Raw genomic sequence first — 25,507 nt, forward strand, 5'->3', positions numbered from 1 at the left:
ACGGAATTCCTTTCGGGTTTGTCTGATGCCTGCATCAGGAGAGACCAGACACGGGCTCTGTTTGTGACACCGGCTCCTCGACCTATTCGACGAGTTTCCCCTCGGTCGACACGTCCTGCATCAGGGCGGAGATCTCGTCCGGGACGGCCGGAATTGCCTCGCGTGTGATGCCCGTCGTCGGGGACCACACGAGATTCACCCGCAGCGCCGAATCCAGTTCGGGATGGTCACTGCGGTTGTGGCAGCCACGCGTCTCACGGCGCTCCAAAGCCGATTCGAGAGTGGCCCGGGCCGCGAGCGCCGCGGACTTCAGGTCGAAGGCGTGCGCGAGATCCTGATAGCCCGCGATGTCCGGGTGGATGCCGACGGCTTCCATGCGCTTCTCGATCACGGTGAGTTCCGCAAGGCCGGCCCGCAGGCCGTCCTCGTCGCGTACGACGCCCGCGTGCTCGGTCATGGTGTCGCGGATCGCGCGTTGCAGGGCCCGTACGTTCTCCGGCCCGTCGGCGGCGAGGAGCCCGTCGATCTCTGCACGGGCCTGCGCGAGGGCCGACGCCGACCGCCGCTGCGCCGTCAGGGACTGCGCATACGCCGCGGCAGCCCGGCCGGTGAGGCGGCCGAACACCAGCAGTTCGATCAGGCTGTTGCCGCCGAGCCGGTTGGCGCCGTGCAGCCCGCTCGACGCCTCGCCGATGACGTACAGGCCGCGTACGTCGGTGCCGTGGTCCTCGGGGCGCACCCACACCCCGCCCATCGAGTAGTGCGCGGTGGGCGCGATCTCGATCGGATCGCGGGTGATGTCCAGCATCTGCAGGTCCAGCAGGGTCTGGTAGACCCGGGGCAGCCGCGTCATGATCGTCTGCCGGGGCAGGTGCGAGACGTCGAGCCACACACCGCCGTTGGGCGTGCCGCGCCCTTCCCTGATCTCCGTGTACGCGGCCAGAGCCACCCGGTCGCGGGTGGACAGTTCCATGCGTTCGGGGTCGTAGCGGGCCATGAAGCGTTCCCCGAGCGCGTTGCGCAGGATGCCGCCCTCGCCGCGGGCGGCCTCGCTCACCAGGGTGCCGGCGGCGTTCTCCGGTTCGATGATGCCGGAGGGGTGGAACTGCACCAGCTCGGCGTCACGCAGCCGGGCCCCGGCCTCCACGGCCAGCCGGAAGGAGTCCCCCGTGTTCTCGTCGCGCCGCGAGGAGGTCCGCCGCCAGATGCGGGTGTGGCCGCCGGCGGCCAGGATCACCGCGTCGGCGTGGATGACGTAGCGCCGTCCGCTCGTGAGGTCGAAGCCGTACGCGCCGAACACGGCGCCTTCGTGGACGAGCAGCCGGGTGATGTACACCCCTTCCAGCACCGGGATGTCCAGTTGCTCGGCGCGCCGGACGAGGGTGCGCTGGATCTCCAGGCCGGTGTAGTCACCGGCGAAGGCGGTCCTGCGGAACGTGTGCGCGCCGAAGAAACGCTGCGAGATCCGGCCGTCCTCCTCCCGGGCGAAGGCCATGCCGTAGCGCTCCAGGTCCTCGATGCCCCGGGCGGCGCCCCGGGTGACGATCTCCACGGTGCGGGGGTCGGCGAGGAGGTAGCTCTCCTTGAGGGTGTCGGCGGCGTGCTGCTGCCAGCTGTCCCCGGGGTCCATGGTGGCCAGGGCCGCGTTGATGCCGCCGGCCGCCAGTGCCGTATGGGCGTCCTCCTTGGGGCGCTTGCCGACGGCGAGGACATCGACGCCGGCCTCGGCCAGTTCGATCGCCGCCCGCAGACCGGCCCCTCCGGTGCCGATCACCAGCACCATGGTCGCGAGACGTTGTTCGGTGACAGCCACGATCCACTCCGATCACTGGGATTCATCCAGTACGACCGGACAGCCCCGCGATCTGTGACGGCTCAGGCCGTGGTGCCACCGCCCAGCGAGGCCGCGTAGGGTGCCAGCTTCTCCGGGTTCATGACCCACATGGCCCGCTCGATGCCACGTTCCGAGATGTCGAGGGTCAGCAGCACCACCGCCGTCCCCTCGGCCGTGACGAGGACGGCCGGCCCGCCGTTGGCCTCGACCCAGTGGATCTCCTTCTCCGGCCAGAAGCGCGGCGCGAACGCGGCGAGGTACCGGGAGACGTGCACCAGGCCGACGACCGGAAACTTCGACGCCCCGCGCAGTCCGTTCCCGTCGGTGTAGCTGACCACGTCCTCGGCGAGGATGTTCTCCAGCACAGCCAGATCACCGGTCTGCGCGGCGGCGAGGAAGACCCCCATCAGCCGCCGGTGCTCGGTGGCGTCGACGGGCTTGCGGCGCTCCGACGCGAGGTGCCTGCGCGCGCGACTCACCAGCTGACGCGTATTGGTCTCGCTGGTCTCCAGCATGTCCGCGATCTGCTGGTAGGGGTAGTCGAAGGCCTCGCGCAGCACATAGGCGGCCCGTTCCACGGGGTTGAGCCGCTCCAGCAGGAAGAGCACCGCCGTGTCGAGCGCCTCGGCCCGCTCGGCGCCCAGCTGCGGATCCGCGCGCGTGTCGACCGGCTCCGGCAGCCAGGGGCCGATGTACGACTCGCGCCGCACCCGGGCGGACTGGGCGACGTTCAGCGCCAGCCGGGCGGTGACGGTGGCGAGGAACGCCTTCGGCTCACGGACGACGGCACGGTCGGTCTGCTGCCACCGCAGCCAGGCCTCCTGGAGTACGTCCTCCGCCTCCGTGACGCTGCCGAGCACGCGGTAGGCGATCCCGAAGAGCTGGGGGCGCGCCGCCATGAACACGTCCGCCGCCTCGTCGAGGGAATCCGTGCCGTCCCCGATACCCATGAGTGCCGCCTTCAGTTCCGATCCGGTTCGCGCAAACGCCTGCTCATGCTACGGCGGCCCTCTCCTGCCGATCTCGCTCGGCTGGTCCCGCGGCGGCACGATCGGCAGGCGCGTCAGGTGCTCTTCTTCACCTGGTCAGCGGCGGCGCGGTCGACGTCGAGTTCGGCGACCAGGCCGCGCAGGACGGGGCCGTACTCGGGGTGGGCGAGCGCGAAGGCCATCTGGGCGACCATGTAGTCGGCCGGATTGCCGGTGTCGTACCAGCGGCCCTGGATGACCTGTCCGTACACCGCGCGGGTGGCGGCGTAGGCGTTGATGGCGTCCGTCAGGTAGACCTCGCCGGTCCTCGTCTCGTACCAGCGGCGGGTCTGCTCACGCAGTTCGTCGATGATTCCGGGGGTGACGACGTAACCGCCGATGGCCGCGTACGACGACGGCGCGGCGGCGGGCTCGGGCTTCTCGACGAGGCCGGTGATGCGCAGTTGTCCGTCCCCGAGGTCCTCCTTGACGATGGGCACCCCGTAGCGCTGGGAGTCGACGGGGTCCATCGGCATGAGGGCCAGCACCGGGCAGCCGGTCTGCTCGTAGGCGCGGACCAGCTGCTGGGCACGGGGGATGTCGGCCACGAAGACGTCGTCGGGCCACAGCACGAGCACCGGTTCGTCGCCGAAGGCACGGGCGGCGTTCAGCACGGGGGTGCCGTTGCCGTAGGGACCGTACTGGTCGAGGTAGGTGATGTGGCCCCGCCGGGCCAGCTCCGCGACCTCCTCCACCGCGTCCGCGTAGGCCGTCTTGCCGTCCTGGCGGAGCTGGTCGACCAGGGCGGGGTTGGGGCGGAAGTGCTCCTGGATCAAGGACTTGCCGCCCGAGACCACAATGGTGATGTCGGTGATGCCGGAGTCCACCAGCTCGCGGACGGTGTGCTCGATGACCGGCTTGTCGCCGACCGGCAGCATCTCCTTCGGCGTCGCCTTCGTCAGCGGCAACAGCCGGGAACCGAGCCCGGCGGCGGGAATCACGGCCCTGCGAATCGTCGGGGACATCACGTCTCTCTCCGGTCGAGCGTCATGCGCCCGTCGGCAGGCACACCCCGCCGACGCTACCAACGGCCTGCGCCGAACCCCGCGCGGCGCCCAAAGCGAAGATCGAGTACAAGCCATGCCGGAGTGGTGCGGCCGTCCCGTCTCGACAACGCGGAGTGCGTCGGCGGCGCGGGCATCGCAGGCCGTCGCGGTCCGACCTCGGCAACGGCTGAAGGGGCAGGCAGCCTGAAGGCCGTCCGGTGTCACCCGGGCGGGGAGGTGGCGCGGAGCCGTGTGATGGCCTGCCGCAGCTCGTTGTAGGCGCGTTCTTCCTCCCGCGGGTCGGCGCGGGACGCGGCAAGGACACTGTCACGCGCCCCACGGACACGGGCATAGACATCGAAGCAGGTGAGGACCTCTTGGATCACCACCTCCCGCGGCGTGCGGGAAGGCGTGGAGGAGCGTTCGTTTCGGAGTGACATGGCCGGACTCTTATCTCATCGCGAGGCTACGAATCGGGAAGAAGCAGGGCGTCCATCAGGCGCTGCATGCCCGGTACCCGGAGAACGCGCACGCTGCGCGGCAAGCGCGGGGAACCGCATAACGGACCGGCTTGCAGGGGCCGGCAGCAGCGCGCTGGACTCGGGTCAACAGAGGTGGCCTTGCCGGGGCCCACTTCCGTGCCGCCGGGAGCCCGGGCCAAGGCTCCCAGGAGGTGCCTCCGGGCACGAGAAGCTTCCCGGGCGATCGACTTACCCGGCAGGCGGACGACCGCAGGAGAGCGTGGAGGGACCGTGAGCGGCACAGCAAGCCTTTCGGGCGCGGACTGACACGTCGCCGACCAGGCTTCCCGGCACACCACCCACCCCCGAGCGGCGAGGTGAGCTGTCGTCACCCTACGCGCCGCCACGGCCGCCAGCACAGTCCGGACCGCCGCCTCAGCCGTCCGCATCCCACGCGGTGTGCTCTTGCCGACTGGCCCATCCCAAGGCTCAGGCCAAACGGGCCGCCGCGGGCCGACTCACCGCGCCACCACTGTCGTCGTGGCCCGTTGGCCGACCAGGACAGCCGGTCCGTATGGCCGGGCCGCGCCATTGCTTGAGCCGGTTGATGCATCGTTCGACCGTGTTGCGCTGCTTGTATGCCTCGGCGTCGAAGGCGGGCGGCCGACCTCCGGCGCGGCCTCGCCGCAGACGATGGCCGGTCTGGTCGGGCGGCTGGGGAACGGCAGCGGGGATCCCGCGTCGGCGGAGGTGATTTCGGATTGCGCGAGATGAGGATGAGTACGCGCGGTCCGCGAGCACAGTGTCGCGTCGGGTTCCCGGTCCTCCGGGACCGCATCGCGGCACACGGAATCGCTGCCATGACAGCCTTCAGGGCCGGAGCATCGCCCGCCTGGCCTGCGGTGACCCGAAGGGCCAGCGACCGGGCATGGCTGTCGCCGGCGAGGTCGACCTTTGCACTCGGGCCGCCTCGGGAGCGTCCGAGAGCGTGGTCGTCAGGCTCGGCCCCGCCTGGAGCCCCTTTGTCCCGGTCCGAGCGGCATGCTGGTGGCCCGGCGGACGGTGGAGTCCACCGACACCGTCCAGCCGACGTCGTCGCTGTCTTCCGCTGCTGACAAGACTGCCGCAAGGATCCGTTCCCAGGTGCCGTCCGTGGCCCACCCGATCAGCCGATTGCGGGCGGTCCGGAACGAGCCGAGCGCGTCCGGCAGGTCCCGCCAGGGCGAGCAGGCGCGGCACTTCCACGCGACGGCCTCCAGGGTCTGCCGGTGGTCAGCCCCATCGCGGACCGGATCGGCCGGCATCAGCGGCTCGATCCGATCCCACATCGCGTCAGTGATCACTATCCGGACAGACACACCCGATCACCTGACCAACCGACCAACAGGCCAAGGAGGCACGCCGGCCGGTGCGAACTGGACATGAACTCCCACCTCGACCTCGCCGCCGCAGTGGCCGCCCTGCCGAGCCCCCGCACTCCGCCCGAGGTGGAGTCCGCACAGTTGGCGGCGGCCAGTGCGGCCGGGTCGGCAACCGGAAGACCACAGAACCGGCGTCGCCGGCGGGCGGTCGGCGTTTGACCCCACTACGGGGCCGTGAGGGTGTCGAGCCGGGCGGCGAGGTCGGGGTGTGCGGCGGCCAGGTGGGGGCGGGTGGCCGTGAGCGGGGCGATGAGGTCGGCGGGGTCGTCGTGGGCGAGGGCCGCATGGAGTTCGCCGAGCGGGCGGCGGGCCGCGGCGGGCAGGTCGGTGAGTGCGCTGATCTGTCCGGCAAGACGTCGCAGGTCGGCTGCGTTGCGGCGGGCCCAGGCGGCGGCGGTGCGGTCGGCGGCACGGGCCTGGCGGGTGGCCGTCACGCGCTGTTCGCCGGTGGTCCCGACAGGGCCGGGGCGGCCGCGCAGGTAGCGGCGCTCGGCGGCCTGGCGGCTGGCGACGCCGAGGGGCTGGGCGAGGTCCGCCCAGCTGGCGCCCGCGTCGCGGGCGATTTCGATCAGGCCGGTCTCCCATCCGGCGAGTTGCTCGCGGACCTGCCGCAACAGCATCAGTGAGGCCAGAGCCTGCTCCGGGCCCGGCCCGGCATCGGAAGGATTCGGGGCCCCCTGCCGGGCTTCGCGCAAGGCGTCGTCTATGGCGTTGAGGGCCACCGCGGCGGCGAGGAACGACGCCGGGCTGTGGGCGTCGGTGCCGGTCGTGGACGGCTGGTCGGCCGAGGTCACGGACACCTCCCTGGGGTCGTCATCGAGGTGACGACATCATGTTTGTCATCCATTGGATGACATGTTACAACGGTGTCAGTGAGGCGCATTGGCAGCAACTGCCTGAACCTGCTGGAGGTGTTTTCACGATGTTGATGCGCACTGACCCCTTCCGTGAGCTGGACCGGCTGACGCAGCAGCTGCTGGGCCCGGGAACCTGGTCGAGGCCGTCGGCGATGCCGATGGACGCCTACCGCGAGGGCGACCAGTTCGTGGTGGCCTTCGACCTTCCCGGCGTTACCGCGGACGCGATCGACATCGACGTCGAACGGAACATGCTCACCGTCAAGGCCGAGCGCCGGCCGGTGGTGAAGGCCGACGACGTGCAGATGGAACTGTCCGAGCGGCCGCTGGGCGTCTTCTCCCGCCAGATCGTGCTCGCCGACACTCTCGACACCGAGCACATCAAGGCCGACTACGACGCGGGTGTGCTCACCCTGCGCATCCCGATCGCCGAGCGCGCCAAGCCCCGCAAGATCTCCATCGGCGTCGGGACCGACCACAAGGAGATCTCCGGCTGACACCGGCCGGACCGGTGCGGAGGACGGGCGGCTGATCTCCCCCTCACCCCGTCCTCCTCACCCCCGTGGGCAGTTTGAAGAGCAAGAAGGGGTGGCGGCCGAGATGACACCACGACGCGAAGTGTTTCTCGACCAGGTCAAGGAACGCGGCGAATACGGCACTGTGGAGGAAGCCGAGCGCGCGGCCCGTGTGGTACTCGCCCTGCTCGGCGCACACCTGGTCGGCGAGGTCCGCGCCCTGCTCGCGGCACGCCTGCCGGAGGAATTCGCCCTGATTCTGCTCAACCCGCTGCAGAGCGCCGAGCCGCTGCCACCGGAGCGGTTCGTGCGGGCGACCGCCGCCTGGATCGAGGGCGCCACCGAGCAGACCGCGACCTGGGACGTCAGCGCCGTGCTGTCCACGGTCGCCGACACCTCCGGCGACGACCTACTGGGGCAGATCCTGCTCCAGCTCCCCGTCGGCTACGACCTTCTCTTCGGCCGCCCCCAACCCACCTGACCACCGGTGCCGCACAACGGCACCCACCCGACCCCGGCTTGACGAAAGGCATCCACCGCAGTGATCACCGACGTGCGCGTACCGCTTGAGCACCAGCAGCCGTACTCGACGGCGTATGAGCAGATGCTGGAGAAGGTCCGCTACGAAGGCGCCTACCCCAACCGCGAGCGAGCAGACGAAGCCGTCCGCCTGGTCCTGGCAGGGCTGGGACGCCAGCTGACCGGCGACGAACGCGTCGACCTGGCCGCCTGCCTGCCCCTGGAAGCCGCCCGCGTCCTGGCCGCACAGATCCCCGACCCGCAGCCGCTGGGAGGCTGGGACTTCGTCAAGGACCTCGCCACCCGCTCCGGCGCCTCCCTGGCGACCACTCGCTGGGACACCGGATCCGTCTTCGCCGCCGTCACCGCCCACGCCGGCCCCGGCCTGATCACCCGCATCCTCCACCAACTCCCCACCGGCTGGGCCCTGCTGTTCGGCCGAGCCGAACTCAGCCCGACCGCGTAAACGGACACCCGGCACCCAGAGCGGCAGCAGGCCCACCCCGATCCCTCGGGCCGGCTCGCCCGGTGAAGTCCCCCGATCCGCGCGATCGGGGGACAGCAACTGACCAGACAGGGCATACAGACGGCGCAGTGCGGTGACGTACACGGGGCGCGACACGGCGAGCGCCGCGTACGCACGCTGCCAGTCCGCCTGGAGTGCGATGAGGTCGGTCGAGAGGGGGTAACTCAGCGCCCCCGTTGGCCACTTAGTACTCCAGTCGGCCACCGGGGAGCTTGACTTGCCGCTTCATCGTCAGGCCGGGGGATCACGGTGTTCCTCAGGCGGATGAAGGCGTGCCTCTGGTCAGGCGCGCGGGGTAAGCCAGGAGTTGAGGGGGAGCGGGCCGCGGTCGATGACGGTGCGGATGCAGAAGGTGCTGCGGGCGTCGCGAACGGGACCGATGGCCAGGATCTGGTCGGTGAGCACCTTTTCGAAGGTGCGCAGGTCCGGCACGGCGAGCTCGACGAAGAAGGGCGTCGCCGGAGACCACGTGGCAGGCGACGACGTGCTCGATCGCCTTCAGCGCTTCTTCGACCACCTGGACGGTGGTGCTGGAGTGATCGAGCTTCAGGGAGAGGAACACAATCGGATCGCCGAGGCACTGGAGATCATCACCGCCGAGGTCAAACGCCACACCAGCGCGTAGCGATGCAGGGGGACGAGAACACGGCCCGCCGTCAACAGGCTCGACGAGCGGCCACCTCGATAGCAGCTGAAGGGAAGGAGACGCCGGCGCGCTGGAGCCCGACTCACTCCCCTACTTGGCCAAGGCCCTCGACGCACCCGTCGAGTGCTTCAGAGTCCGAGCACCCGAACGGCCTGTGTGGGTCTGCTCGGTCCGCTCCACCGCTCGTCGGCCGGACCTCACCGACCCGCAGTGGGCCACTGTCGCCCGGTGGCGGCCGGTGGATCGCCCTGCGCAACCAGCCCCGTCAGGTGCACGTCGTGGCCACCCTCGCCCGTGAGGACGGCAGCCTCCGCAACGCCTGCCGCGACGCCTTCCGCCTGCAGACCGAGTGCCACCGCCTCGCCGCTTCACTGGGCAGACATGCTGCTCGCCATCACTGTCGGCGGCGGCATGGTGATGACCTCCTTCCGCGCCGAGGGACGGCAGTTGAAGAACCGGCGGGTCCTTGACTTCGGCGGCCAGTTCCCGGCAGGCATCGCGGGGCACGGCACGCTCGCGTACGTCATGAATGCCGGCGGCGAGGGCCGCAGCCAGGGCTTCAAGGTGCCGCACGAGGCTTCAACAGGGTGGCCGAGAGCCATACTTGCCCATACGGGGGCCATCCCGTGGTGGCTTGAAATGAGAGGCAGCACATCCGGTGAGCAGCGACAGCCATGGAGTCGGGAAGGCCGAGGTCCGGCTCAAATGGGACCCGAGTCCCTGGGACCAGCCACCTCACCATCTCGACATCATCGCCGCGACCTACTCGGCGGATGCCCCCTACGGGCGGCCGGTGTACGTCGTCCACTTCGACAGCCGCTCACCGGACGGCACCATCAACATGAGCCGGCACAGCCAAACCGGTCAGGGCTTCGGCTACGTCGAAGCGATGACCCTCGAACTCGACCGCCTCGCCCCCTCCTTCGCACGGGTGGTGGTGGGTGTGGCGATCCACCAGAACAGCGGCCCCAAAACCTTCGGCCACATATCGAACGCCGGAGTTCTGGTGGTCGAGGGGTACACGGAGCTGCTGAAGGACGACTTCGCACAGCTCTCCGGATACACCGCCGCGACGGTCGCGGAGTTCACCAGGGACGCCTCCGGAACGTGGGAGTTCCACGAGATGGTCCGAGGATTCGACAGCGACCCCGTGGCCTTCACCGCCGAGATGGGCAGCACCCCCCGGCCCTGACCAAGCAGCAGCGCACGACCGTCACGCCCGCGACATCACCCATGTCCTGCACTGGTTCGCCTGGCGACGCCGTCACCAGTCCGTCGCGCAAGCCCGCCACCGACGCTGGAACAACATCACCGCCGCCACCGCGACCACATGACACCACCATGACGATCAAGAGCTACAGCTGCCGGCACCAGGCGGCTCGTGATCAGGGCCCGGGGCGATCTCGCGGGTGACGAACCCGTGGCGCGCGTTCTGACGGCGCCGCCGGGACGGCGCGGGTTCGTCAAGGTGTCTTCGGGTGCGGGGTGTCCGTCGGCCTGTCGTGCTCTGCGCTGGCGGACTCGGTCTGTGAGAGTGCGGCGAGGAGCCGCAGTTTCTCGTCGCTGTCGCTGTCCTTGGCGGGGTAGTAGACGACGAGGAGGACATCGTCGATGGGGAGTTTGTCCCGGTGGAGGCGTAGTTCACCGACGACGGGGTGGTGGACCGTGGTCGTACCTCCGTCGAGACTGCGCACGTCGTGGCGGGCCCACAGGGTACGGAACCGCTGACTGGACAGTGCGAGTTCTCCGACGAGTTCGACGAACCGGGGGTTGTCGGTGTCGTCCCCGATGGTGGTGCGAAGGGTGGCGATGAAATCGGCGGTGGCTTTCGTCCAGTCCTGATGGAAGGCTTGTTCCTCAGGATCGAGGAGGAGAGAACGCAGCCGGTTCTGGCCGGGCCGCAGCCGGGGGGAGAGCGCGACGGCCATGGGGTTGGAGGCCAGGACATCGAACGCGCGCCCTTCGACGAACGCGGGGATCTGAAGGTGGGCGAGCAGGTCGTACACCCGCGCCGGTACGTGCTCGGGCCGCTTGCGGCGTGGCGTCCTGGGGCGTGCCGCCGCGAGACCCAGCAGATACGTCCGTTCGATGTCGTCGAGCCGCAGGACGCGCGCGAGTGATTCGAGCACCTGGGGTGAGGGGTTCTTGTCGCGGCCCCGTTCCAGGCGCAGGTAGTAGTCGGGACTGATTCCGGCGAGCAGGGCGACTTCCTCACGGCGCAGGCCGGGCACGCGGCGGTTGCCGCCGGGCGGGATTCCTGCCTCCGCCGGGGAGACCAGCTCACGCCGGGCACGGAGGTAGCTGCCGAGCCGGTTGCCGGATTCCTCGTCCTTCATACCGACACCGTAATGCGGTGCGCGCATCTCGGAGGGGGCCCTGACAGGACCAGGGAAGACGGGGGTCCTGCCACACCCGGCGAATGCCGTCAAGACTGCGATAGCCCTGTTTCGAAAGAGACAGAGACCATCGCTGTCGGCGCCGCGGGCCTGAACGCCGGCGGCGCTCTGGACCGAAGGGAAGACCTCGTGGATCTCTCCAACCGCACCGTTCTCATCATCGGCGGAACCTCGGGTATCGGGCGAGAGCTGGCCCGGCGGTTCGCTGCGGCGGGCAGCACCGTGGCCGTTGGCGGCCGCAGCCCGGAGGCACTCTCGGAACTCGCCGGGGAAGGCTTCGGCACGATCAGCATCGACGTCACCGACAGTGTCTCCGTCGCATCTGCCCGTGACGCCACGCTCGCCCGGTACCCCGAGCTGGACACCGTGGTGACGATGTCGGGGGTCATGCTCCTGGAGGACCTGCGCGACCCCGCGCACTTCGAGGTGACAGAGACGACGATCGACACCAACCTGCTCGGCACCATCCGAGTCATCGACGCCTTCACCCCCCACCTGGTCCGGCGGGGCACCGGCACCTTCATCACCGTCACCTCCGGAATCGCCTTCCTGCCGTTCCCGCCCATGCCCAGCTACGCCGCCTCGAAGGCCGCAGTGCACGCCTACTCCGAGGCACTGCGCGCGCAGCTCGACGGCACCGGTGTCGGGGTCGTCGAGCTCGTCCCCCCGGCCGTCGCCACAGCAGGCCAGGAAAAGGTGAACCCGCACGCGCTGCCGCTCGACGACTTCGCCACCGAGGTCATGCACCTGCTCTCGGAGAACCCCACCCCTCACGAAGTCCTCGTGAAGGGCGTCCTCATGCACCGCTGGGCCGAGCGCGACGGCACCTACGAGGACCTCGTCGCACAGCGCTCCCAAGCCCTGGCCATGCTCCCCAGCCGCGAAGGCTGAAGCCCTTCCCCCGCCAGCAGCCTCCTCACGCATCGCCCCCCTCCGAGCAGCCAACGTGCAGTCACGCGTCCTGGACACGAACGGTCGATCTACCCAAGGGCGCCCAAGGCTTCGTCGTACTCCCGCGACGTCCCGCGACGCCGACGAGTCGATCGCACCCTGAGGTGGATCATGAACGCCCGCCGCAACGCACGCGATGACGAACGTCTCCCGCAGCATTCCGAGGCTCACCTGAACTGGTCGCTCATCAATCTCATGACCAGGTTCCCCTCGCCCCTCCGGATTCACGGATCGCGACTCCACTCGCAGCGCCCCTGCTCCCCTGGCCTCGGCCTACGACCCACCGAGATCCGGAACATACGCGGGCCAGGGCTCGACCACTCTCCCCGCGATACAGCGTTTGCGCAGGTCAAAGCCTTCTGCGGCCCGTACCACCAGCAGACCAAGAACCCTCGGGCACGCGCATGACCTACTTCCGGCACCAACCTTCCATGCTTCATCAGCGAAATGGCACCGCGTCGCCGAACACCACCCCCTCACAGCCGTCGAGCAGCTCAACCAGCAGAACAGCCCGAGGCGGCCTGGCACGCTCACGAGCGTCCGAGCCCGTGACCTTCACTGCTACAAGGTCGATACTTTCCATAGAGACGTTCGTGCAGCCTCTCGTCCGACCGATCCCCGACGCCTGACAACCCGTCACCAAAGTCAGCATTAGGTCAGCATCAGCCCCGCCAGAACCCGCTTCCGACCGCCAAGGAACACCAAGGCCAAGAACCGACGTAACCCAATCCGACCAGCAAAACCCCAGGTCAGAGCCCCATCTGCTAGTGTCACCAGGAGGCATCCATGAAGATGTTGATCAACGTCGCGGAAACCGTGGTCACGGACGCGCTGCGGGGCATGGCGGCCGCCCACCCCGAGTTGACCGTGGACGTCGAGAACCGGGTGATCGTACGGCGGGACGCTCCCGTGGCCGGGCAGGTCGCGCTGGTTTCCGGTGGCGGGTCGGGGCACGAGCCGTTGCACGGTGGGTTCGTGGGTCCGGGGATGCTGTCCGCAGCCTGTCCCGGCGAGGTGTTCACCTCCCCCGTGCCGGACCAGATGGTGAGGGCTGCCGCGGCCGTCGACAGCGGGGCCGGGGTGCTGTTCATCGTGAAGAACTACACCGGAGACGTCCTCAACTTCGACATGGCGGCCGAGCTCGCCGAGGACGAGGGCATCCAGACCGCCAAGGTGCTGGTCAACGACGATGTCGCCGTCACGGACAGTCTGTACACCGCCGGTCGGCGCGGCACCGGTGCCACGCTGTTCGTGGAGAAGATCGCCGGTGCCGCCGCGGCCGAGGGGCAGCCGCTGGACCGGGTGGCGGCGATCGCCCGGCAGGTCAACGAGAACTCGCGCAGCTTCGGCGTCGCGCTCAGCGCCTGCACCACCCCCGCGAAGGGCAGCCCCACCTTCGATCTGCCGCCGGGCGAGCTGGAGTTGGGCGTCGGCATCCACGGCGAGCCGGGCCGGGAGCGGCGGGCGATGATGACCTCCGGCGAGATCGCGGACTTCGCCGTGCACGCGATCCTGGAGGACATGCCGCCCACCAATCCGGTGCTGGTCCTGGTCAACGGCATGGGCGCGACCCCGCTCCTGGAGCTGTACGGCTTCAACGCCGAGGTGCACCGGGTGCTCGCCGAGCGCGGGGTCGCCGTCGCCCGCACACTGGTCGGCAACTACGTCACGTCCCTCGACATGGCGGGCGCCTCGGTCACCCTCTGCCAGATCGACGAGGAGCTGCTGCGGCTGTGGGACGCGCCGGTGAAGACACCGGGACTGCGCTGGGGCGTGTGACACGTCGGCGCGATCGGCCAACTCACCCACCACGCAAGGAGATCCAGTGCTCGACGCCGACTTCTTCCGCCGTTGGATGACGGCGACCGCCGCCTCCGTCGCCCGCGAGGCGGACCGGCTCACCGAACTCGACTCGCCCATCGGCGACGCCGACCACGGCGCGAACCTGCAGCGCGGGTTCACCGCCGTGGCGGCCACCCTGGAGAAGGAGGCGCCGGACACCCCCGGCGCCGTCCTCACCCTCGCCGGGCGCCAGCTCATATCCACCGTCGGCGGCGCCTCGGGGCCGCTCTACGGCACACTGCTGCGCCGCACCGGCAAGGCTCTGGGGGACGCCGCCGAGGTGAGCGAGGAGGAGTTCGCCGTCGCGCTGCGCACCGGAGTCGACGCGGTCATGACCCTCGGCGGTGCCGCGCCCGGCGACAAGACCATGATCGACGCGCTGGTCCCGGCGGTCGACGCGCTGCCGGAGGGCTTCGGCGCGGCGCGGGCCGCCGCCGAGGCGGGCGCCGTCGCCACCACTCCCCTTCAGGCCCGCAAGGGCCGGGCGAGCTATCTCGGGGAGCGGAGCATCGGTCACCAGGACCCGGGCGCCACCTCGTCCGCGCTCTTGATCGCCGCGCTCCAGGAAGCCGGGGAGGCCGACGGTGAGTGACGAGAAGCTCGTCGGGATCGTGCTGGTGTCGCACAGTGCCCAAGTCGCCGCCTCCGTGGCCGAGTTGGCGCGGGGTCTCGCGGGCGGCGGTGCGGCCGTGCCGCTCGCTCCGGCCGGCGGCACCGAAGGCGGTGGGCTCGGCACCAGTTCCGAACTGATCGCCGCCGCTGCAGCGTCCGTCGACCGCGGCGCGGGGGTCGCCGTCCTCACCGACCTGGGGAGCGCCGTACTCACCGTGAAGGCCCTGCTCGCCGAGGGCGACGAACTCCCGGCCGGCACCCGCCTGGTGGACGCCCCGTTCGTCGAGGGCGCGGTGGCCGCGGTCGTCACGGCGTCGACGGGAGCGGACCTCGACGCGGTGGAGGCGGCGGCCGCGGAGGCGTACACGTATCGGAAGGTGTGAGACAGCCGCCTGTTGAAGGGTCCGCCCCGGAACCTCCTCCTACGTCACGAGCGTCATGAGACCCCTTCCGCCGCGATCGCCAGTGCCGCGCGCAGCGTCTGAGCCACCTCGGCCTCCCCGGTCGTCACGTCCGTCGCGGTCCCCTCCGGGCTCCACGCGAACCGTTCGACCGCCGCGCGCAGTGCCGCGTTGAGCATCGCCGCCTGGATCATGGGGCGCAGGTCGCCCGCGGACAGGCCGGCGCGGTCGGCGAGTGCGCGGGCGAACGCCGGTTCGGCCTCGTCGTAGGTCTGGAGCCAGATCGCGCGCAGGCCCGGTTCGGTGCGGGTGAGGCGTACCAGCGCGCTGCCGGTGGCGCCGTCGGGGCTGGTCGCGGTGAGGAGGCCGGTCGCCAGGTCCGGGTCGCAGAGGTCCTCAAGGGGGAGTCCGGGCGGCCACTCGCGCAGCCGGGCGGCGATGACGTCGATACCGGCCGAGAACAGCGGTCGTACGCAGCTCTCCTTGCTCGGGAAGTAGCGCCAGACGGTGCGCGCCGAGATGCCGACCGCCTGGCCGATCTGCTCGCCGGTGGTCGCCGCCACGCCCTGGGCGACGAACAGTTCCACCGCCGCCCGGGCGATCTCCAGGCGGATCTCGGCCTTGCGCGCCTCGGTGAGCGGCGGTCGTCCCGTGCGTCCGCTGGATGCGGTCATCAGTTCCCCTCCGGCTCCGGTAGTGAGGTGACCTCCGGGGATTCTGCACCATGATCCGCCCACGACTTTAGGTCACTTGAAGACATTAAGTCGTAGGATGAGCGCACCACGGGCGCGGAGCCCTCGCACGACGAACAGGAGCACCTCATGGCCAGTGGACTCGACGGACGCAGCGTCGTCGTCACCGGAGCGGGTTCGGGTATCGGGCGCGCCGCCGCGCTCGCCTTCGCCGCGGAAGGCGCCAAGGTCGTGGTGGCCGACCTGAACGCCGACGGCGCCGAGGCCGTCGTCAAGGAGATCGAGCAGGCGGGCGGCACCGCCGTCGCGGTCACGGGCGACCTGAGCGAGCAGGCGGTCGTCGACGAGGTGACCGCGACCACCGTGGAGCGGTTCGGCGGGATCGACGTCCTGGTGAACAACGCGGGGATCATGGACCGCATGTCGGCGCTGGCGGACGTGGCCGACGAGGAGTGGGAGCGGGTCATCCGGGTCAACCTGACCGCGCCCTTCCTGCTCACCCGGGCCGTGCTGCCGCACATGCTGGCCGCGGGCCGGGGCGCGATCGTGAACACCGCCTCGGAGGCGGGCTTCCGCGGCAGCGCGGCGGGCGCCGCCTACACGGCCTCCAAGCACGGGGTCGTCGGCCTGACGAAGTCCCTCGCGGTGATGTACCGCAAGCAGGGCATCCGCGCCAACGCCATCGCCCCGGGCGGTACGGCGACCAACATCACGGTGGACGCCGACCGGACCGCCCTCGGCCCGGCGGCGCTCGGCCCGCACTTCGTCAACATCGGCCGGGTGGCCCAGCCCGAGGAGCAGGCCGCCGCGATCGTGTTCCTCGCCTCGGACGCGGCGAACAACATCAACGGCGCGATCCTGCCGGTCGACGACGGCTGGTCGGCGGTCTGACGCCGTCAGCCGCCCGATGCCCTACGACCCTCCGGCGTGACCGCTCCCCCTACGAACAGCCGCGCCAGCCGCTGCCCTTTCTCCACGGCGGCGGCATGGTCCTCGATGGGCTTCACCCGCGCGTCCTTGAACACGATGTAGGTGACCCCGGCGTCCGTCCCGCCGCCGCGCGGATCTGCGCGGATGCCGAGGGCCTTGGCCGTGGCGTACGAGGCCTCGCCGATGATGTCGTGCGGGCCGACGTCTCCTACGACGGCGTACTGCACCCGGTCCCGGTAGACGACGGCGGCGACCGAACCGCCGCCGATCCGGTGGTCCCGGTGGTTCCAGAGGGCGCTGGCGGCCGGGACCACGATGTACGGGAGCCGCTCGGCGTCCAGGTAGCGGCCGTCGGACTGCTGGTACGCCGTCATGGCCGAGAAGAGCGGGTCGGTGCGCCCGTTGCAGCGGGCGCCGGCCTGTCCGTCGCAGTCGATGTCCATGTCGGCCTTCCAGTAGACGGCCTCCTTGGTGCCGCACACCGGGATCGACGCGGGTTCCCCGTCGTCGGTGCGGTAGCGGCCGCGTGAGACGGGGGCGCAGTCACGCACCTTGGCCAGCAGGTCGGCCGCCGCGACATCGCCCTCGCGCAGCGCCGCCGGCCCCGCCTGGGGTCGGGCGAACGCGGCGGGTGAGGCGGGCAGCGTGGTCGGGGCGAGCAGGGCGGCGCCGGCCGCGACCAGCGTCAGCGTCTGGACACGCACGATGAGGACCCTCTCCTGGGGGATCTGACGGACACTCAGCCCACCCTGGTACCGGTCCGATCATGCGGCCACTGATAGGGGGCCGGACGGTGCACGCCCGCGAATCCCGGCGGGTCCAGGTCACTTCCGACGGGGGCCGGGGGCCCGAGCCATGTCGGCTCCGGCCGCCCGACCGCCCGCGCCGGCGCGGGATCAGCGACGACAGCGGTCCGCGCCACCGGCATGAACTCCCCACTCACAGGGGTGAGTTCAGCCGTGAGGAACTCAGCATACGTAACGTTCGCGACCGATCTTCGTCGGCGCCCCTCTTGATGCGATTGCCCCACCCGCGCCATATTGGTCCGGACCTTTCAGTTCGTGTGATGCCCGTGCCATGCCGGGGAGGCAGAATCGTGCGACGCGTCCGGGCCACCCACACACTCCCCCGCGCCGCCCTCACCTGCGCCGCGCTCCTGCTGCTCACCTCCTGCGGCACGGGGGGCGACGGAGACGGCCACGCGCCCGGTGCCCCGGTCGGCGTCACGGCCGCGGCGGGGAGCGCGACCAGCGTGCACGTCATGTGGGACGTGGTGACGGCGAGCCCGGGCGTCGGCACCTACGAGATCTATCGGGGCACCAAGAAGGTGAAGGAAGTACCGGGTTCCGAGCACATGGTGGACGTCACCAGGCTCAAGCCCGCGACCGTGTACGTCTTCACCGTGCGGGCCCGGGACACGGACGGACGCCTGGGACCGCGCAGCCGGGAGGTGAGGGCGCGCACTCCGGTCGCCGTCGCGGCCGACCACTCGGCGCCCACCCGGCCGGGCGCACCGCGGGGCCGGGTCATCGGCAGCCGAGCGGTCCAGTTGTCCTGGGGCGACTCCACGGACGACCGGGATGTGGTGTCGTACGACATCTACCAGGGCGGGGCGAAGATCCACAGTGTGGGCGGCGCCCAGACGGCGACCGTGGTCACGGGGCTGCGGCCCGGCACGCGCTACTCCTTCACGGTGCGGGCCCGGGACGCCGCCGACAACCTCTCCCCCGCGAGCACGGCCGTCCCGCTCACCACGGCGCCTGGCAGCGACGACGGGCGGGGCACCGCCCCCACGGACTTCACCGCCAAGACGCACCGGGGCGACGACGGGGCGTACTACATCGACCTGTCCTGGGTACCGCCGCGCACGGACGGGGTGGTCACGGAGTATCAGATCAACCTCGACGGGCAGCCGGCCACCTCCCTCGTCTGGGGCGGGACCGCGCCGCGCGACCGGGCGACCTACAGCTTCTACGTGGGCCGGGAGGCCGGGGACAGCCATCGGGTGCGGCTCAGGGCGCGGCTGCCGGACGGTACGTGGGGAGGGTTCTCGGCGGAGCGGACGGTGACGACGGGCGAGGCCCGGCCATAGGCGAACCGTAGGATTCGGCTCATGGTCCATGGGAATTCCAATGACTCGGCGCACCCCGCCCCGGCCGCCGCCGCACCGCTCGACCTCTCCCTGCTGCGCACGTTCCTCGCCGTGCACCGGGCCGGTTCGTTCACGGCGGCGGGGCGGCTGCTCGGGCTGTCGCAGCCGACGGTGACGACTCACATCCGGTCGCTGGAGGAGCATTTGGGCCGGGAGCTGTTCGAGCGGCGGTCGCGCGGGGTCGTGCCGACCTCGGTGGCGGACCAGTTGGCCGCGCAGGTCGCGGCGCCGCTGGACGAGCTCGCCGTAGTGGCGGACCGCGGCGCCCTCGGCACGGACCAGCCGCCGGAGCCCGTACAGCTGGCGGGGCCGGCCGAGCTGCTGTGCACCCGGGTGCTGCCCGCCCTGGCACCGCTGACCGGCGAGGGCGTACGACTTCGGGTCACCCCGGGGCTGACGGACGATCTCCTCGACGGCCTGCGGGGTGGCCGCTACGACCTGGTGATCGCCACCGCCCGGCCGCGTGGGCGGACGCTGACCTGGGAGCCGCTCGCGGACGAGGAGTTCGTCCTGGTCGCCGCGCCCGCGTGGGCGGAGCGCATCGGTGCCGGGCGGGTCGCGACCGAGGGGCCCGCCGCGCTGCGCGGGGTGCCCCTCGTGTCGTACGCGGAGGATCTGCCGATCGCCCGGCGCTACTGGCGGCACGTGTTCGGTACCCGGCTCGGCGGGCGGGCCGCGATCACGGTGCCCGATCTGCGCGGGGTGCTGGCGGCGGTCGTGGCGGGTGCCGGGATCACCGTGCTCCCCCGCTATCTGTGCCTCGACGAGCTGGCGTCCGGGGCGCTGGTGCCGCTGCTGAAGCCCGAGGATCCGCCGATCAACACCTCGTACCTCACCCGCCGCCCCGGCTCTCCGGACAACCCGCACGTCACGCTCGTCCGGGAGCGACTGCTCCGTGTGGCGCCCACCTGGTGAGCCCGCACATGTGGTGAGCCCACACCCAGGACGCGGGGCTGTCCGTCCCCTGACCACGCGTCACCCCTGGGCCGGACGAAGGAATCCGTCACCTGCCCGGTCGCCGTCCGCATGCGGGACGGGCCCGGGGCGCGTTGGCTTCCTTGGAGGCAGCACGGCCGTTTCCCGATCCCGGCGGCGCAAGGGATGTTCCGCCAACCGTGCCGTTGGAGGGCAGTCCCATGCGCACTTTCCAGCTACTACTCCGCTCCGGCCTGACCGTGACAGCCGCCGCCGTTCTCCCCCTCGCCCTGACCGCCGGACCGGCCGGCGCGGCTTCGGGGATCTCCGTGAGCACGACCGGGACCACCGTCTCGGTCACGACCAGCGCGTGCTCCCAGAACCGCACCACCGGTGTCTGGGGCACCGGCTCCCTGCTCACCAGCAGCCAGGCGAGCTTCGCCGAGGGGCGGAAGGCGACCCTGGCGGGAACCACCGTCAGCCAGTCCACCGCCTGGACGAACGTCACTCCGGGCACCTACACCGTCATCGTCATGTGCCAGAACGCCAGTACGCCCGCGGGCACCCAGACCGTGATCGTCTCCGCCGCCGCGACCCCCAGGGCCACCGCCACGGCCTCGCCCTCGCGCGGGGTCATGGGCGGGCTCGGCGGCGCCACGAAGGACTACGGTCCGCTCACCCTGGGAGTCGGCGCGGGCCTGGTGGGAACCGGTGTCATCGCGGCGGCCTGGTTCCTGCGCAGACGCGCGAAGCCCTACCGACTCTGACCGTCCCCACCGGTTGAGGGGCCGCCTGGTCGGGCGGCCCCTCTCCCATGGCCTACGGCAACTCGGCGAACTCCTCGATCGCGTGCGTGAGCCACTGCGTCCAGAAGGTCTCCAGGTCGATGCCCGCGCGCAGCACGAGATGCCGCAGCCGGTCCTGCGGGGTGTCCCTGCCGGGCGGGAAGTCGTGCTTCTCGATCTCCTCGTACTCCGCCAACTGCCGCCGGTGCAGGTCGAGATGGCGGCGCAGGTCGGCCTCGATGCCGTCCGTGCCGACGACCGCCGCCGCGCGCAGCCGCAGCAGCATCGTGTCGCGCAGCGGCTTGGGGTCCTGGGCGGACGCGGTCCAGCGGGCCAGTTCGGCGCGGCCCGCGGGCAGGACCTCGTAGCTCTTCTTCCGGCCGCGGGCCGGCTGCTCGGTCGCGAGCGCCCTGATCTGGCCCTCGGCCTCCAGTTTTCCCAGCTCGCGATAGATCTGCTGATGCGTCGCCGACCAGAAGTAGCCGATCGACTTGTCGAAACGCCGGGTCAGCTCCAGCCCCGAGGACGGCTTCTCCAGAAGGGCGGTGAGGATCGCGTGCGGGAGTGACATGGGGTCATCCTAGGGACGGCGCTCAGAGGACGGCGGCGACCTCGGTGCCCTGCTTGATGGCCCGCTTGGCGTCCAGTTCGGCGGCCACGTCGGCACCGCCGACCAGGTGCACGCTGCGTCCGGCGGCGGCCAGTTGGTCGTACAGATCGCGGCGCGGGTCCTGTCCGGTGCACAGCACGATCGTGTCGACGGCGAGGACCGTGCTCTCCTCGCCCACGGTGACATGCAGTCCGGCGTCGTCGATCAGGTCGTAGCGGACGCCCGGGACCATGGTGACGCCCCGGTGCTTGAGCTCGGCACGGTGGATCCAGCCGGTGGTCTTGCCGAGTCCGGCGCCGACCTTGGTCTCCTTGCGCTGGAGGAGGTGGACGCTACGCGGCGGGGCGGGCCGCTCGGGTGCGGCGAGGCCGCCGGGGGCCGCGTAGTCCATGTCGACGCCCCAGGCGCGGAAGTACGTCTCCGGGTCCTCGCTCGCCTTGTCGCCGCCGTCCGTGAGGAACTCGGCGACGTCGAAGCCGATGCCGCCCGCGCCGAGGATGGCGACGCGCTCGCCGACGGGGACGCGGTCGCGCAGGACATCGAGGTAGCCGACGACGCTGGGGTGGTCGACGCCGGGGATGTCGGGGGTGCGCGGGGTGACGCCGGTGGCGACGACGACCTCGTCGTAGTCCGCCAAGTCACCTGCCGTCACAAGGGTGTTGAGGCGTACGTCCACCTCGTGCTCGTCGAGCCGGGTGCGGAAGTAGCGCAGTGTCTCGTCGAACTCCTGCTTGCCCGGGACCTGTCGGGCGACGTTGAGCTGGCCGCCGATCTCACTCGCGGCGTCGTACAACGTGACCTGGTGGCCGCGTTCGGCGGCGGAGACCGCGCAGGCGAGTCCCGCCGGGCCGGCGCCGACGACCGCGACGCGCTTGCGCAACCGGGTTGGCGCGAGGACGAGTTCGGTCTCGTGGCAGGCGCGCGGGTTGACCAGGCAGGAGGTGATCTTCCCGCTGAAGGTGTGGTCGAGGCAGGCCTGGTTGCAGCCGATGCAGGTGTTGATGGCGTCGGAGCGGCCGGCGGCGGCCTTGGCGACGAAGTCCGGGTCGGCGAGCATCGGGCGGGCCATCGACACCATGTCGGCGTACCCGTCGGCGAGCAACTGCTCTGCCAGTTCGGGGGTGTTGATGCGGTTGGTGGTGACGAGGGGGATGGACACCGCGCCCATCAGCTTCTTGGTCACCCAGGTGTACGCGCCGCGCGGCACCGAGGTCGCGATGGTCGGGATGCGCGCCTCGTGCCAGCCGATGCCGGTGTTGATGATGGTCGCCCCGGCGGCCTCAACCGCCTTGGCCAGGCTGATGACTTCGTCGAGTGTGGAGCCGCCGGGGACGAGGTCCAGCATCGACAGCCGGTAGACGATGACGAAGTCCTCGCCGACCGCCTCGCGCACCCGGCGCACGATCTCGACGGGGAAGCGCATGCGGTTCTCGTAGGAGCCGCCCCAGCGGTCGTCGCGGTGGTTGGTCTGAGCGGCGACGAACTCGTTGATGAGGTAGCCCTCGGAGCCCATGATCTCGACGCCGTCGTAGCCGGCCTGCCGGGCGAGGCGGGCCGTGCGGACGTAGTCCTCGATGGTCTGCTCGACCTCGGCGTCGGTGAGCGCGCGGGGCGCGAAGGGGCTGATCGGCGCCTGGAGGGCGCTCGGCGCGACGAGGTCCTGGTGGTAGGCGTACCGGCCGAAGTGCAGGATCTGCATCGCGATCCGGCCGCCCTCGCGGTGCACGGCGGCGGTGATCCCGGCGTGCTGGGCGGCCTCGGCGTCGGTGGTCAGCTTGGCGCCGCCCTCGTAGGGTCGGCCGGCCTCGTTGGGCGCGATGCCGCCGGTGACGATCAGGCCGACACCGCCCCGCGCGCGGGCCGCGTAGAACTCCGCCATGCGCTCGAAACCGCGCTCGGCCTCTTCCAGGCCTATGTGCATGGAGCCCATGAGGACACGGTTGGGCAGGGTGGTGAAGCCCAGGTCGAGGGGGTTCAGCAGGTGCGGGTAACGGCTCATCGGGCCCTCCGTGCGCGGTGTCGTGCCTCTTTTGTAGAGGACGGGACGAGGTTTGTGCAACTAGTTGCACAAAGGCTCGGGCGGACCGGTCCCCGGATTCACAGGGCGATTCACAGGGAGCCGTTACCTGTTCCTTATCGGGGGGAGTCGAGAATCACAGGGAGGCGTGCCGTGGGATGCCGGACGCCCGGGCCGAGGGAGCGAGCCGTGACGCACGACCCTGAACACGACGACCACAGCGCCGGGGCGATTCCGCCGATGCCGGACCACGCACCCGAGTGGGAGGTCCTCACCGGGCCCGGCGGGGCCGAGCGGGAGCACGGTCTCGACCGGCTGTGGCGGCAGCGTTCGAAGCGGGCCCGGGCGGTGATCGCCGCGGTCACTGTGGGTGTGCTCGCGCTGGGTGGAAGCGTCGCCTACGCGGCGACCGCCGGAGGTTCGGGCAGTGCTGCGACACCCGCCGCGGCCGGGTCCTCCGCCCCGTCCGGTTCGCCGTCGCCCGGCGGGCCCGGCTTCCGGCACGGGGGCGGCATGTGGTTCGGCTTCGGGGTCGGCGGCAAGGCCGTGCACGGGCAGGCGACGGTCAAGGACGACTCCACCGGCAAGTGGGTCGTCCGGATCTGGCAGCGCGGAACGGTCACGAAGGCGGACGGCGACCAGGTCACCGTGAAGAGCGACGACGGGACCTCGTGGACCTGGACCATGAGCTCCGATGCCACGGCCCAGAACTCCGCCGCCCTCAAGAAGGGCGACACCGCCTCCCTGATCGGCACCCGCTCCGACAGCGGCACCAGGACCGCCGACCGGGTCTTCACGGGCACCCTCGACCGCAAGGGCGAGGACGGGCCGGGCGGGTTCCGGGGCGGCCACGGCCCGTGGGGACGCGGCGGCCCGAGCGGTGCACCTTCGCCCAGCCCGTCCGGCAGCGGCGCTACGACCTGACCGAGCCTGCCGACGCGACCCCGATCACGACGTTGGCGTACAGCTCGTCGGAGTAGGCCGCCCGCGTGTCGAGACCGGCGTTCCTGAACGCCTCGACCGCTGACGGGAGTTGACGCTCACTGGTCTCGACGAGCAGACAGCCGCCGGGGGCGAGCCAGTCGGGCGCGCCGGCGGCGACCTCGCGGAGTATGTCGAGGCCGTCCGCGCCACCGTCGAGCGCGACCAGCGGCTCGTGCTCGCGGGCCTCCGCGGGCAACAGAGCGACCTCGCCGCTGGGGACGTAGGGCACATTGGCCGCGAGGATGTCGACGCGTCCGCGCAACTCGCCCGGCAGTGCGGCGAACAGGTCGCCGGTGTGGACGTGCCCGCCGAACGCGGCCACGTTGCGGCGGGCACAGCGTGTGGCGGCGGGGTCGATGTCGGCGGCGTGCAGTTCGACCCGGCCGAGGGCGGCGGCGAGGGCCGCGCCGACCGCACCTGAACCGCAGCACAGGTCCACGACGACGGACGCGTCCGGGGAGTGCGCGAGGGCCTGCTCGACGAGGAACTCGGTACGGCGGCGGGGCACGAACACACCGGGTTCCAGGGCGATGCGCAGGCCCCTGAACTCGGCGTGGCCGACGACGAGTTCGAGGGGCAGTCCCTCGACGCGGCGGTCCACCATGGCGGCGGCCTCGTCCGGGGTGCGGGCGGCGGAGAGGATCAGCCGCGCCTCGTCCTCGGCGAAGACACAGCCCGCGGCACGGAGCGCGGCGACGACGGAGGCGGGGGAAACGGGGGAAAGAGGAGGCATGGAAGCCGAGAGCCTTTCGGGAGGTGGCCGAAGGGTGCTCTCGCGGTCACCTGCTACCGGTGATCCGAGCTGTCCTGAGGTGAGAGCACCCGGCATGACACAGCGGAAATGGGTCTCACCTCCCAGGAGTTCAGGGCCGCGGACGTCCGCGACGGAGGGCAACAGTACCCGAAGCGCGGGACCGACGAGGAGCCGGGCTCCGCACTGAGTTGTACTGTGCAACCAGGAGAGCGAAGGAGACGCAGTGGGAGCGGACCGGGCCGTGGAGACCATCCAGCGCGAGATGACGACCTTCGCGCGGCGGGCCCGTGCCTCGGCCGGCCGACTGCACCCCGAGCTGTCCCTGGTGTCGTACACCCTGCTCAGTCACCTGGAGGAGCGCGACGGCCGCCGGGCCACCGACCTGGCCGCGCACTACGCCCTCGACAAGTCCACGGTCAGCCGCCAGGTCGCCGCCCTGGAGCGCGCCGGCCTCATCGAACGGCGTCCCGATACCGAGGACCACCGCGTCCAGGTCCTGCATCTGACCGACGCCGGCCGCCGGATCCTCGCCCAGGTCACCCAGAACCGCCAGGCCGCCTTCCGTGAGCGGCTGGCGGACTGGCCGGAGGAGGATCTGCAGCGGTTCGCCGGCTATCTGGAGCGCTACAACGCGTGGTCGGGCGAGGCTCCCGCCGAGGAGAACTGAGGAGTC

The 25,507-nt window shown here is 71.0% G+C and carries 27 protein-coding genes and 1 pseudogene; 15 read left to right on the forward strand and 13 right to left on the reverse strand.

The genetic code is table 11. The features are described from left to right. Positions 1-82: 82 nt before the first annotated feature. The 6 genes and pseudogenes from ACWDEW_RS18025 to ACWDEW_RS18050 form a co-directional block, all read right to left on the reverse strand. Positions 83-1,783: an L-aspartate oxidase gene (locus ACWDEW_RS18025; protein WP_450514107.1), complete on the reverse strand. Its 1,701-nt coding sequence runs from the start codon at positions 1,781-1,783 to the stop codon at positions 83-85. A gap of 92 nt (positions 1,784-1,875) precedes the next feature. Further along, positions 1,876-2,784 (reverse strand): RNA polymerase sigma-70 factor, encoded by a 909-nt coding sequence (locus ACWDEW_RS18030; protein WP_450513947.1) that lies wholly within the window; start codon positions 2,782-2,784, stop codon positions 1,876-1,878. Between the two features lie 113 nt (positions 2,785-2,897). After that, entirely contained in the window at positions 2,898-3,827 is a 930-nt protein-coding gene (locus ACWDEW_RS18035; RefSeq protein WP_450513948.1) for a UTP--glucose-1-phosphate uridylyltransferase, read from the reverse strand. A 242-nt stretch (positions 3,828-4,069) separates the two neighbouring features. Next, on the reverse strand, positions 4,070-4,288 hold the full coding sequence (locus tag ACWDEW_RS18040) for a hypothetical protein (RefSeq protein WP_450513949.1): 219 nt from the start codon (positions 4,286-4,288) through the stop codon (positions 4,070-4,072). Positions 4,289-4,876: 588 nt separating this feature from the next. After that, a pseudogene (locus ACWDEW_RS18045) lies at positions 4,877-5,667 on the reverse strand (IS5 family transposase); the annotation flags it as partial. Between the two features lie 227 nt (positions 5,668-5,894). Beyond that, positions 5,895-6,524, reverse strand: coding sequence for a type III effector protein (locus ACWDEW_RS18050; RefSeq protein WP_450513950.1), 630 nt, complete (start codon positions 6,522-6,524; stop codon positions 5,895-5,897). A 128-nt stretch (positions 6,525-6,652) separates the two neighbouring features. On the opposite strand from ACWDEW_RS18050, the gene ACWDEW_RS18055 reads away from it, so the two are divergent. The 3 genes from ACWDEW_RS18055 (at position 6,653) to ACWDEW_RS18065 (ending at position 8,087) form a co-directional block, all read left to right on the forward strand. After that, a complete protein-coding gene (locus ACWDEW_RS18055; RefSeq protein WP_450513951.1) occupies positions 6,653-7,084 on the forward strand; it encodes an Hsp20/alpha crystallin family protein in 432 nt (143 codons plus the stop codon). Between the two features lie 103 nt (positions 7,085-7,187). Further along, on the forward strand, positions 7,188-7,583 hold the full coding sequence (locus tag ACWDEW_RS18060; RefSeq protein WP_450513952.1) for a DUF2267 domain-containing protein: 396 nt from the start codon (positions 7,188-7,190) through the stop codon (positions 7,581-7,583). A gap of 60 nt (positions 7,584-7,643) precedes the next feature. Continuing rightward, positions 7,644-8,087 (forward strand): DUF2267 domain-containing protein, encoded by a 444-nt coding sequence (locus ACWDEW_RS18065; RefSeq protein WP_450513953.1) that lies wholly within the window; start codon positions 7,644-7,646, stop codon positions 8,085-8,087. 342 nt (positions 8,088-8,429) lie between these two features. Here the strand turns inward: ACWDEW_RS18065 and ACWDEW_RS18070 are convergent, their stop codons facing one another. Beyond that, the gene (locus ACWDEW_RS18070) at positions 8,430-8,579 is read right to left on the reverse strand and encodes a hypothetical protein (protein ID WP_450513954.1); all 150 of its coding nucleotides are present in this window, start codon (positions 8,577-8,579) and stop codon (positions 8,430-8,432) included. Positions 8,580-8,616: 37 nt separating this feature from the next. On the opposite strand from ACWDEW_RS18070, the gene ACWDEW_RS18075 reads away from it, so the two are divergent. Together ACWDEW_RS18075 and ACWDEW_RS18080 are read left to right on the forward strand one after the other, a co-directional pair. Next, complete coding sequence (locus ACWDEW_RS18075) at positions 8,617-8,772, forward strand: hypothetical protein (RefSeq protein ID WP_450513955.1); 156 nt, start codon at positions 8,617-8,619, stop codon at positions 8,770-8,772. A gap of 679 nt (positions 8,773-9,451) precedes the next feature. Next, the gene (locus tag ACWDEW_RS18080) at positions 9,452-9,985 is read left to right on the forward strand and encodes a TerD family protein (RefSeq protein WP_450513956.1); all 534 of its coding nucleotides are present in this window, start codon (positions 9,452-9,454) and stop codon (positions 9,983-9,985) included. Between the two features lie 271 nt (positions 9,986-10,256). On the opposite strand, the gene ACWDEW_RS18085 is transcribed toward ACWDEW_RS18080, so the two are convergent. Further along, positions 10,257-11,129 (reverse strand): helix-turn-helix transcriptional regulator, encoded by an 873-nt coding sequence (locus ACWDEW_RS18085; protein WP_450513957.1) that lies wholly within the window; start codon positions 11,127-11,129, stop codon positions 10,257-10,259. A 189-nt stretch (positions 11,130-11,318) separates the two neighbouring features. Between ACWDEW_RS18085 and ACWDEW_RS18090 the strand changes: the two genes are divergently transcribed. From ACWDEW_RS18090 to ACWDEW_RS18105, 4 genes are all read left to right on the forward strand, one after another. Continuing rightward, positions 11,319-12,080 (forward strand): SDR family oxidoreductase, encoded by a 762-nt coding sequence (locus ACWDEW_RS18090; protein WP_450513958.1) that lies wholly within the window; start codon positions 11,319-11,321, stop codon positions 12,078-12,080. 846 nt (positions 12,081-12,926) lie between these two features. Beyond that, complete coding sequence (gene dhaK / locus ACWDEW_RS18095) at positions 12,927-13,919, forward strand: dihydroxyacetone kinase subunit DhaK (protein ID WP_450513959.1); 993 nt, start codon at positions 12,927-12,929, stop codon at positions 13,917-13,919. A gap of 46 nt (positions 13,920-13,965) precedes the next feature. Further along, positions 13,966-14,574: a dihydroxyacetone kinase subunit DhaL gene (gene dhaL, locus ACWDEW_RS18100; protein WP_450513960.1), complete on the forward strand. Its 609-nt coding sequence runs from the start codon at positions 13,966-13,968 to the stop codon at positions 14,572-14,574. Continuing rightward, on the forward strand, positions 14,567-14,977 hold the full coding sequence (locus ACWDEW_RS18105) for a PTS-dependent dihydroxyacetone kinase phosphotransferase subunit DhaM (protein WP_019068997.1): 411 nt from the start codon (positions 14,567-14,569) through the stop codon (positions 14,975-14,977). The genes dhaL and ACWDEW_RS18105 overlap by 8 nt, the downstream gene beginning before the upstream one ends. A gap of 53 nt (positions 14,978-15,030) precedes the next feature. Here the strand turns inward: ACWDEW_RS18105 and ACWDEW_RS18110 are convergent, their stop codons facing one another. Continuing rightward, complete coding sequence (locus ACWDEW_RS18110; RefSeq protein WP_450513961.1) at positions 15,031-15,669, reverse strand: TetR/AcrR family transcriptional regulator; 639 nt, start codon at positions 15,667-15,669, stop codon at positions 15,031-15,033. A 147-nt stretch (positions 15,670-15,816) separates the two neighbouring features. Here ACWDEW_RS18110 and ACWDEW_RS18115 point away from each other — a divergent pair, with 147 nt between their 5' ends. Then, the gene (locus ACWDEW_RS18115) at positions 15,817-16,578 is read left to right on the forward strand and encodes an SDR family NAD(P)-dependent oxidoreductase (protein ID WP_450513962.1); all 762 of its coding nucleotides are present in this window, start codon (positions 15,817-15,819) and stop codon (positions 16,576-16,578) included. A 5-nt stretch (positions 16,579-16,583) separates the two neighbouring features. On the opposite strand, the gene ACWDEW_RS18120 is transcribed toward ACWDEW_RS18115, so the two are convergent. Further along, positions 16,584-17,321 (reverse strand): glycoside hydrolase family 75 protein, encoded by a 738-nt coding sequence (locus ACWDEW_RS18120; protein ID WP_450513963.1) that lies wholly within the window; start codon positions 17,319-17,321, stop codon positions 16,584-16,586. Positions 17,322-17,713: 392 nt separating this feature from the next. Between ACWDEW_RS18120 and ACWDEW_RS18125 the strand changes: the two genes are divergently transcribed. The 3 genes from ACWDEW_RS18125 to ACWDEW_RS18135 all read left to right on the forward strand — a co-directional run bounded on the left by ACWDEW_RS18125 (position 17,714) and on the right by ACWDEW_RS18135 (position 20,451). Then, positions 17,714-18,709, forward strand: coding sequence for a fibronectin type III domain-containing protein (locus ACWDEW_RS18125; RefSeq protein ID WP_450513964.1), 996 nt, complete (start codon positions 17,714-17,716; stop codon positions 18,707-18,709). 21 nt (positions 18,710-18,730) lie between these two features. Further along, positions 18,731-19,684: a LysR family transcriptional regulator gene (locus ACWDEW_RS18130; protein ID WP_450513965.1), complete on the forward strand. Its 954-nt coding sequence runs from the start codon at positions 18,731-18,733 to the stop codon at positions 19,682-19,684. 221 nt (positions 19,685-19,905) lie between these two features. Beyond that, on the forward strand, positions 19,906-20,451 hold the full coding sequence (locus tag ACWDEW_RS18135) for a hypothetical protein (protein ID WP_450513966.1): 546 nt from the start codon (positions 19,906-19,908) through the stop codon (positions 20,449-20,451). Between the two features lie 52 nt (positions 20,452-20,503). Here ACWDEW_RS18135 and ACWDEW_RS18140 read toward each other — a convergent pair whose 3' ends face one another. Together ACWDEW_RS18140 and ACWDEW_RS18145 are read right to left on the reverse strand one after the other, a co-directional pair. Further along, positions 20,504-21,040 (reverse strand): PadR family transcriptional regulator, encoded by a 537-nt coding sequence (locus ACWDEW_RS18140; protein ID WP_450513967.1) that lies wholly within the window; start codon positions 21,038-21,040, stop codon positions 20,504-20,506. A gap of 22 nt (positions 21,041-21,062) precedes the next feature. After that, on the reverse strand, positions 21,063-23,078 hold the full coding sequence (locus ACWDEW_RS18145; RefSeq protein ID WP_450513968.1) for an FAD-dependent oxidoreductase: 2,016 nt from the start codon (positions 23,076-23,078) through the stop codon (positions 21,063-21,065). Between the two features lie 207 nt (positions 23,079-23,285). Here ACWDEW_RS18145 and ACWDEW_RS18150 point away from each other — a divergent pair, with 207 nt between their 5' ends. Continuing rightward, on the forward strand, positions 23,286-24,020 hold the full coding sequence (locus ACWDEW_RS18150; protein WP_450513969.1) for a hypothetical protein: 735 nt from the start codon (positions 23,286-23,288) through the stop codon (positions 24,018-24,020). On the opposite strand, the gene ACWDEW_RS18155 is transcribed toward ACWDEW_RS18150, so the two are convergent. Next, entirely contained in the window at positions 24,010-24,813 is an 804-nt protein-coding gene (locus ACWDEW_RS18155) for a putative protein N(5)-glutamine methyltransferase (protein WP_450513970.1), read from the reverse strand. The genes ACWDEW_RS18150 and ACWDEW_RS18155 overlap by 11 nt on opposite strands. 283 nt (positions 24,814-25,096) lie before the next feature. Here ACWDEW_RS18155 and ACWDEW_RS18160 point away from each other — a divergent pair, with 283 nt between their 5' ends. Continuing rightward, positions 25,097-25,501, forward strand: coding sequence for a MarR family winged helix-turn-helix transcriptional regulator (locus tag ACWDEW_RS18160; RefSeq protein WP_450514108.1), 405 nt, complete (start codon positions 25,097-25,099; stop codon positions 25,499-25,501). Positions 25,502-25,507: the final 6 nt, after the last annotated feature.

Source organism: Streptomyces sp. NPDC001100, assembly GCF_053598575.1.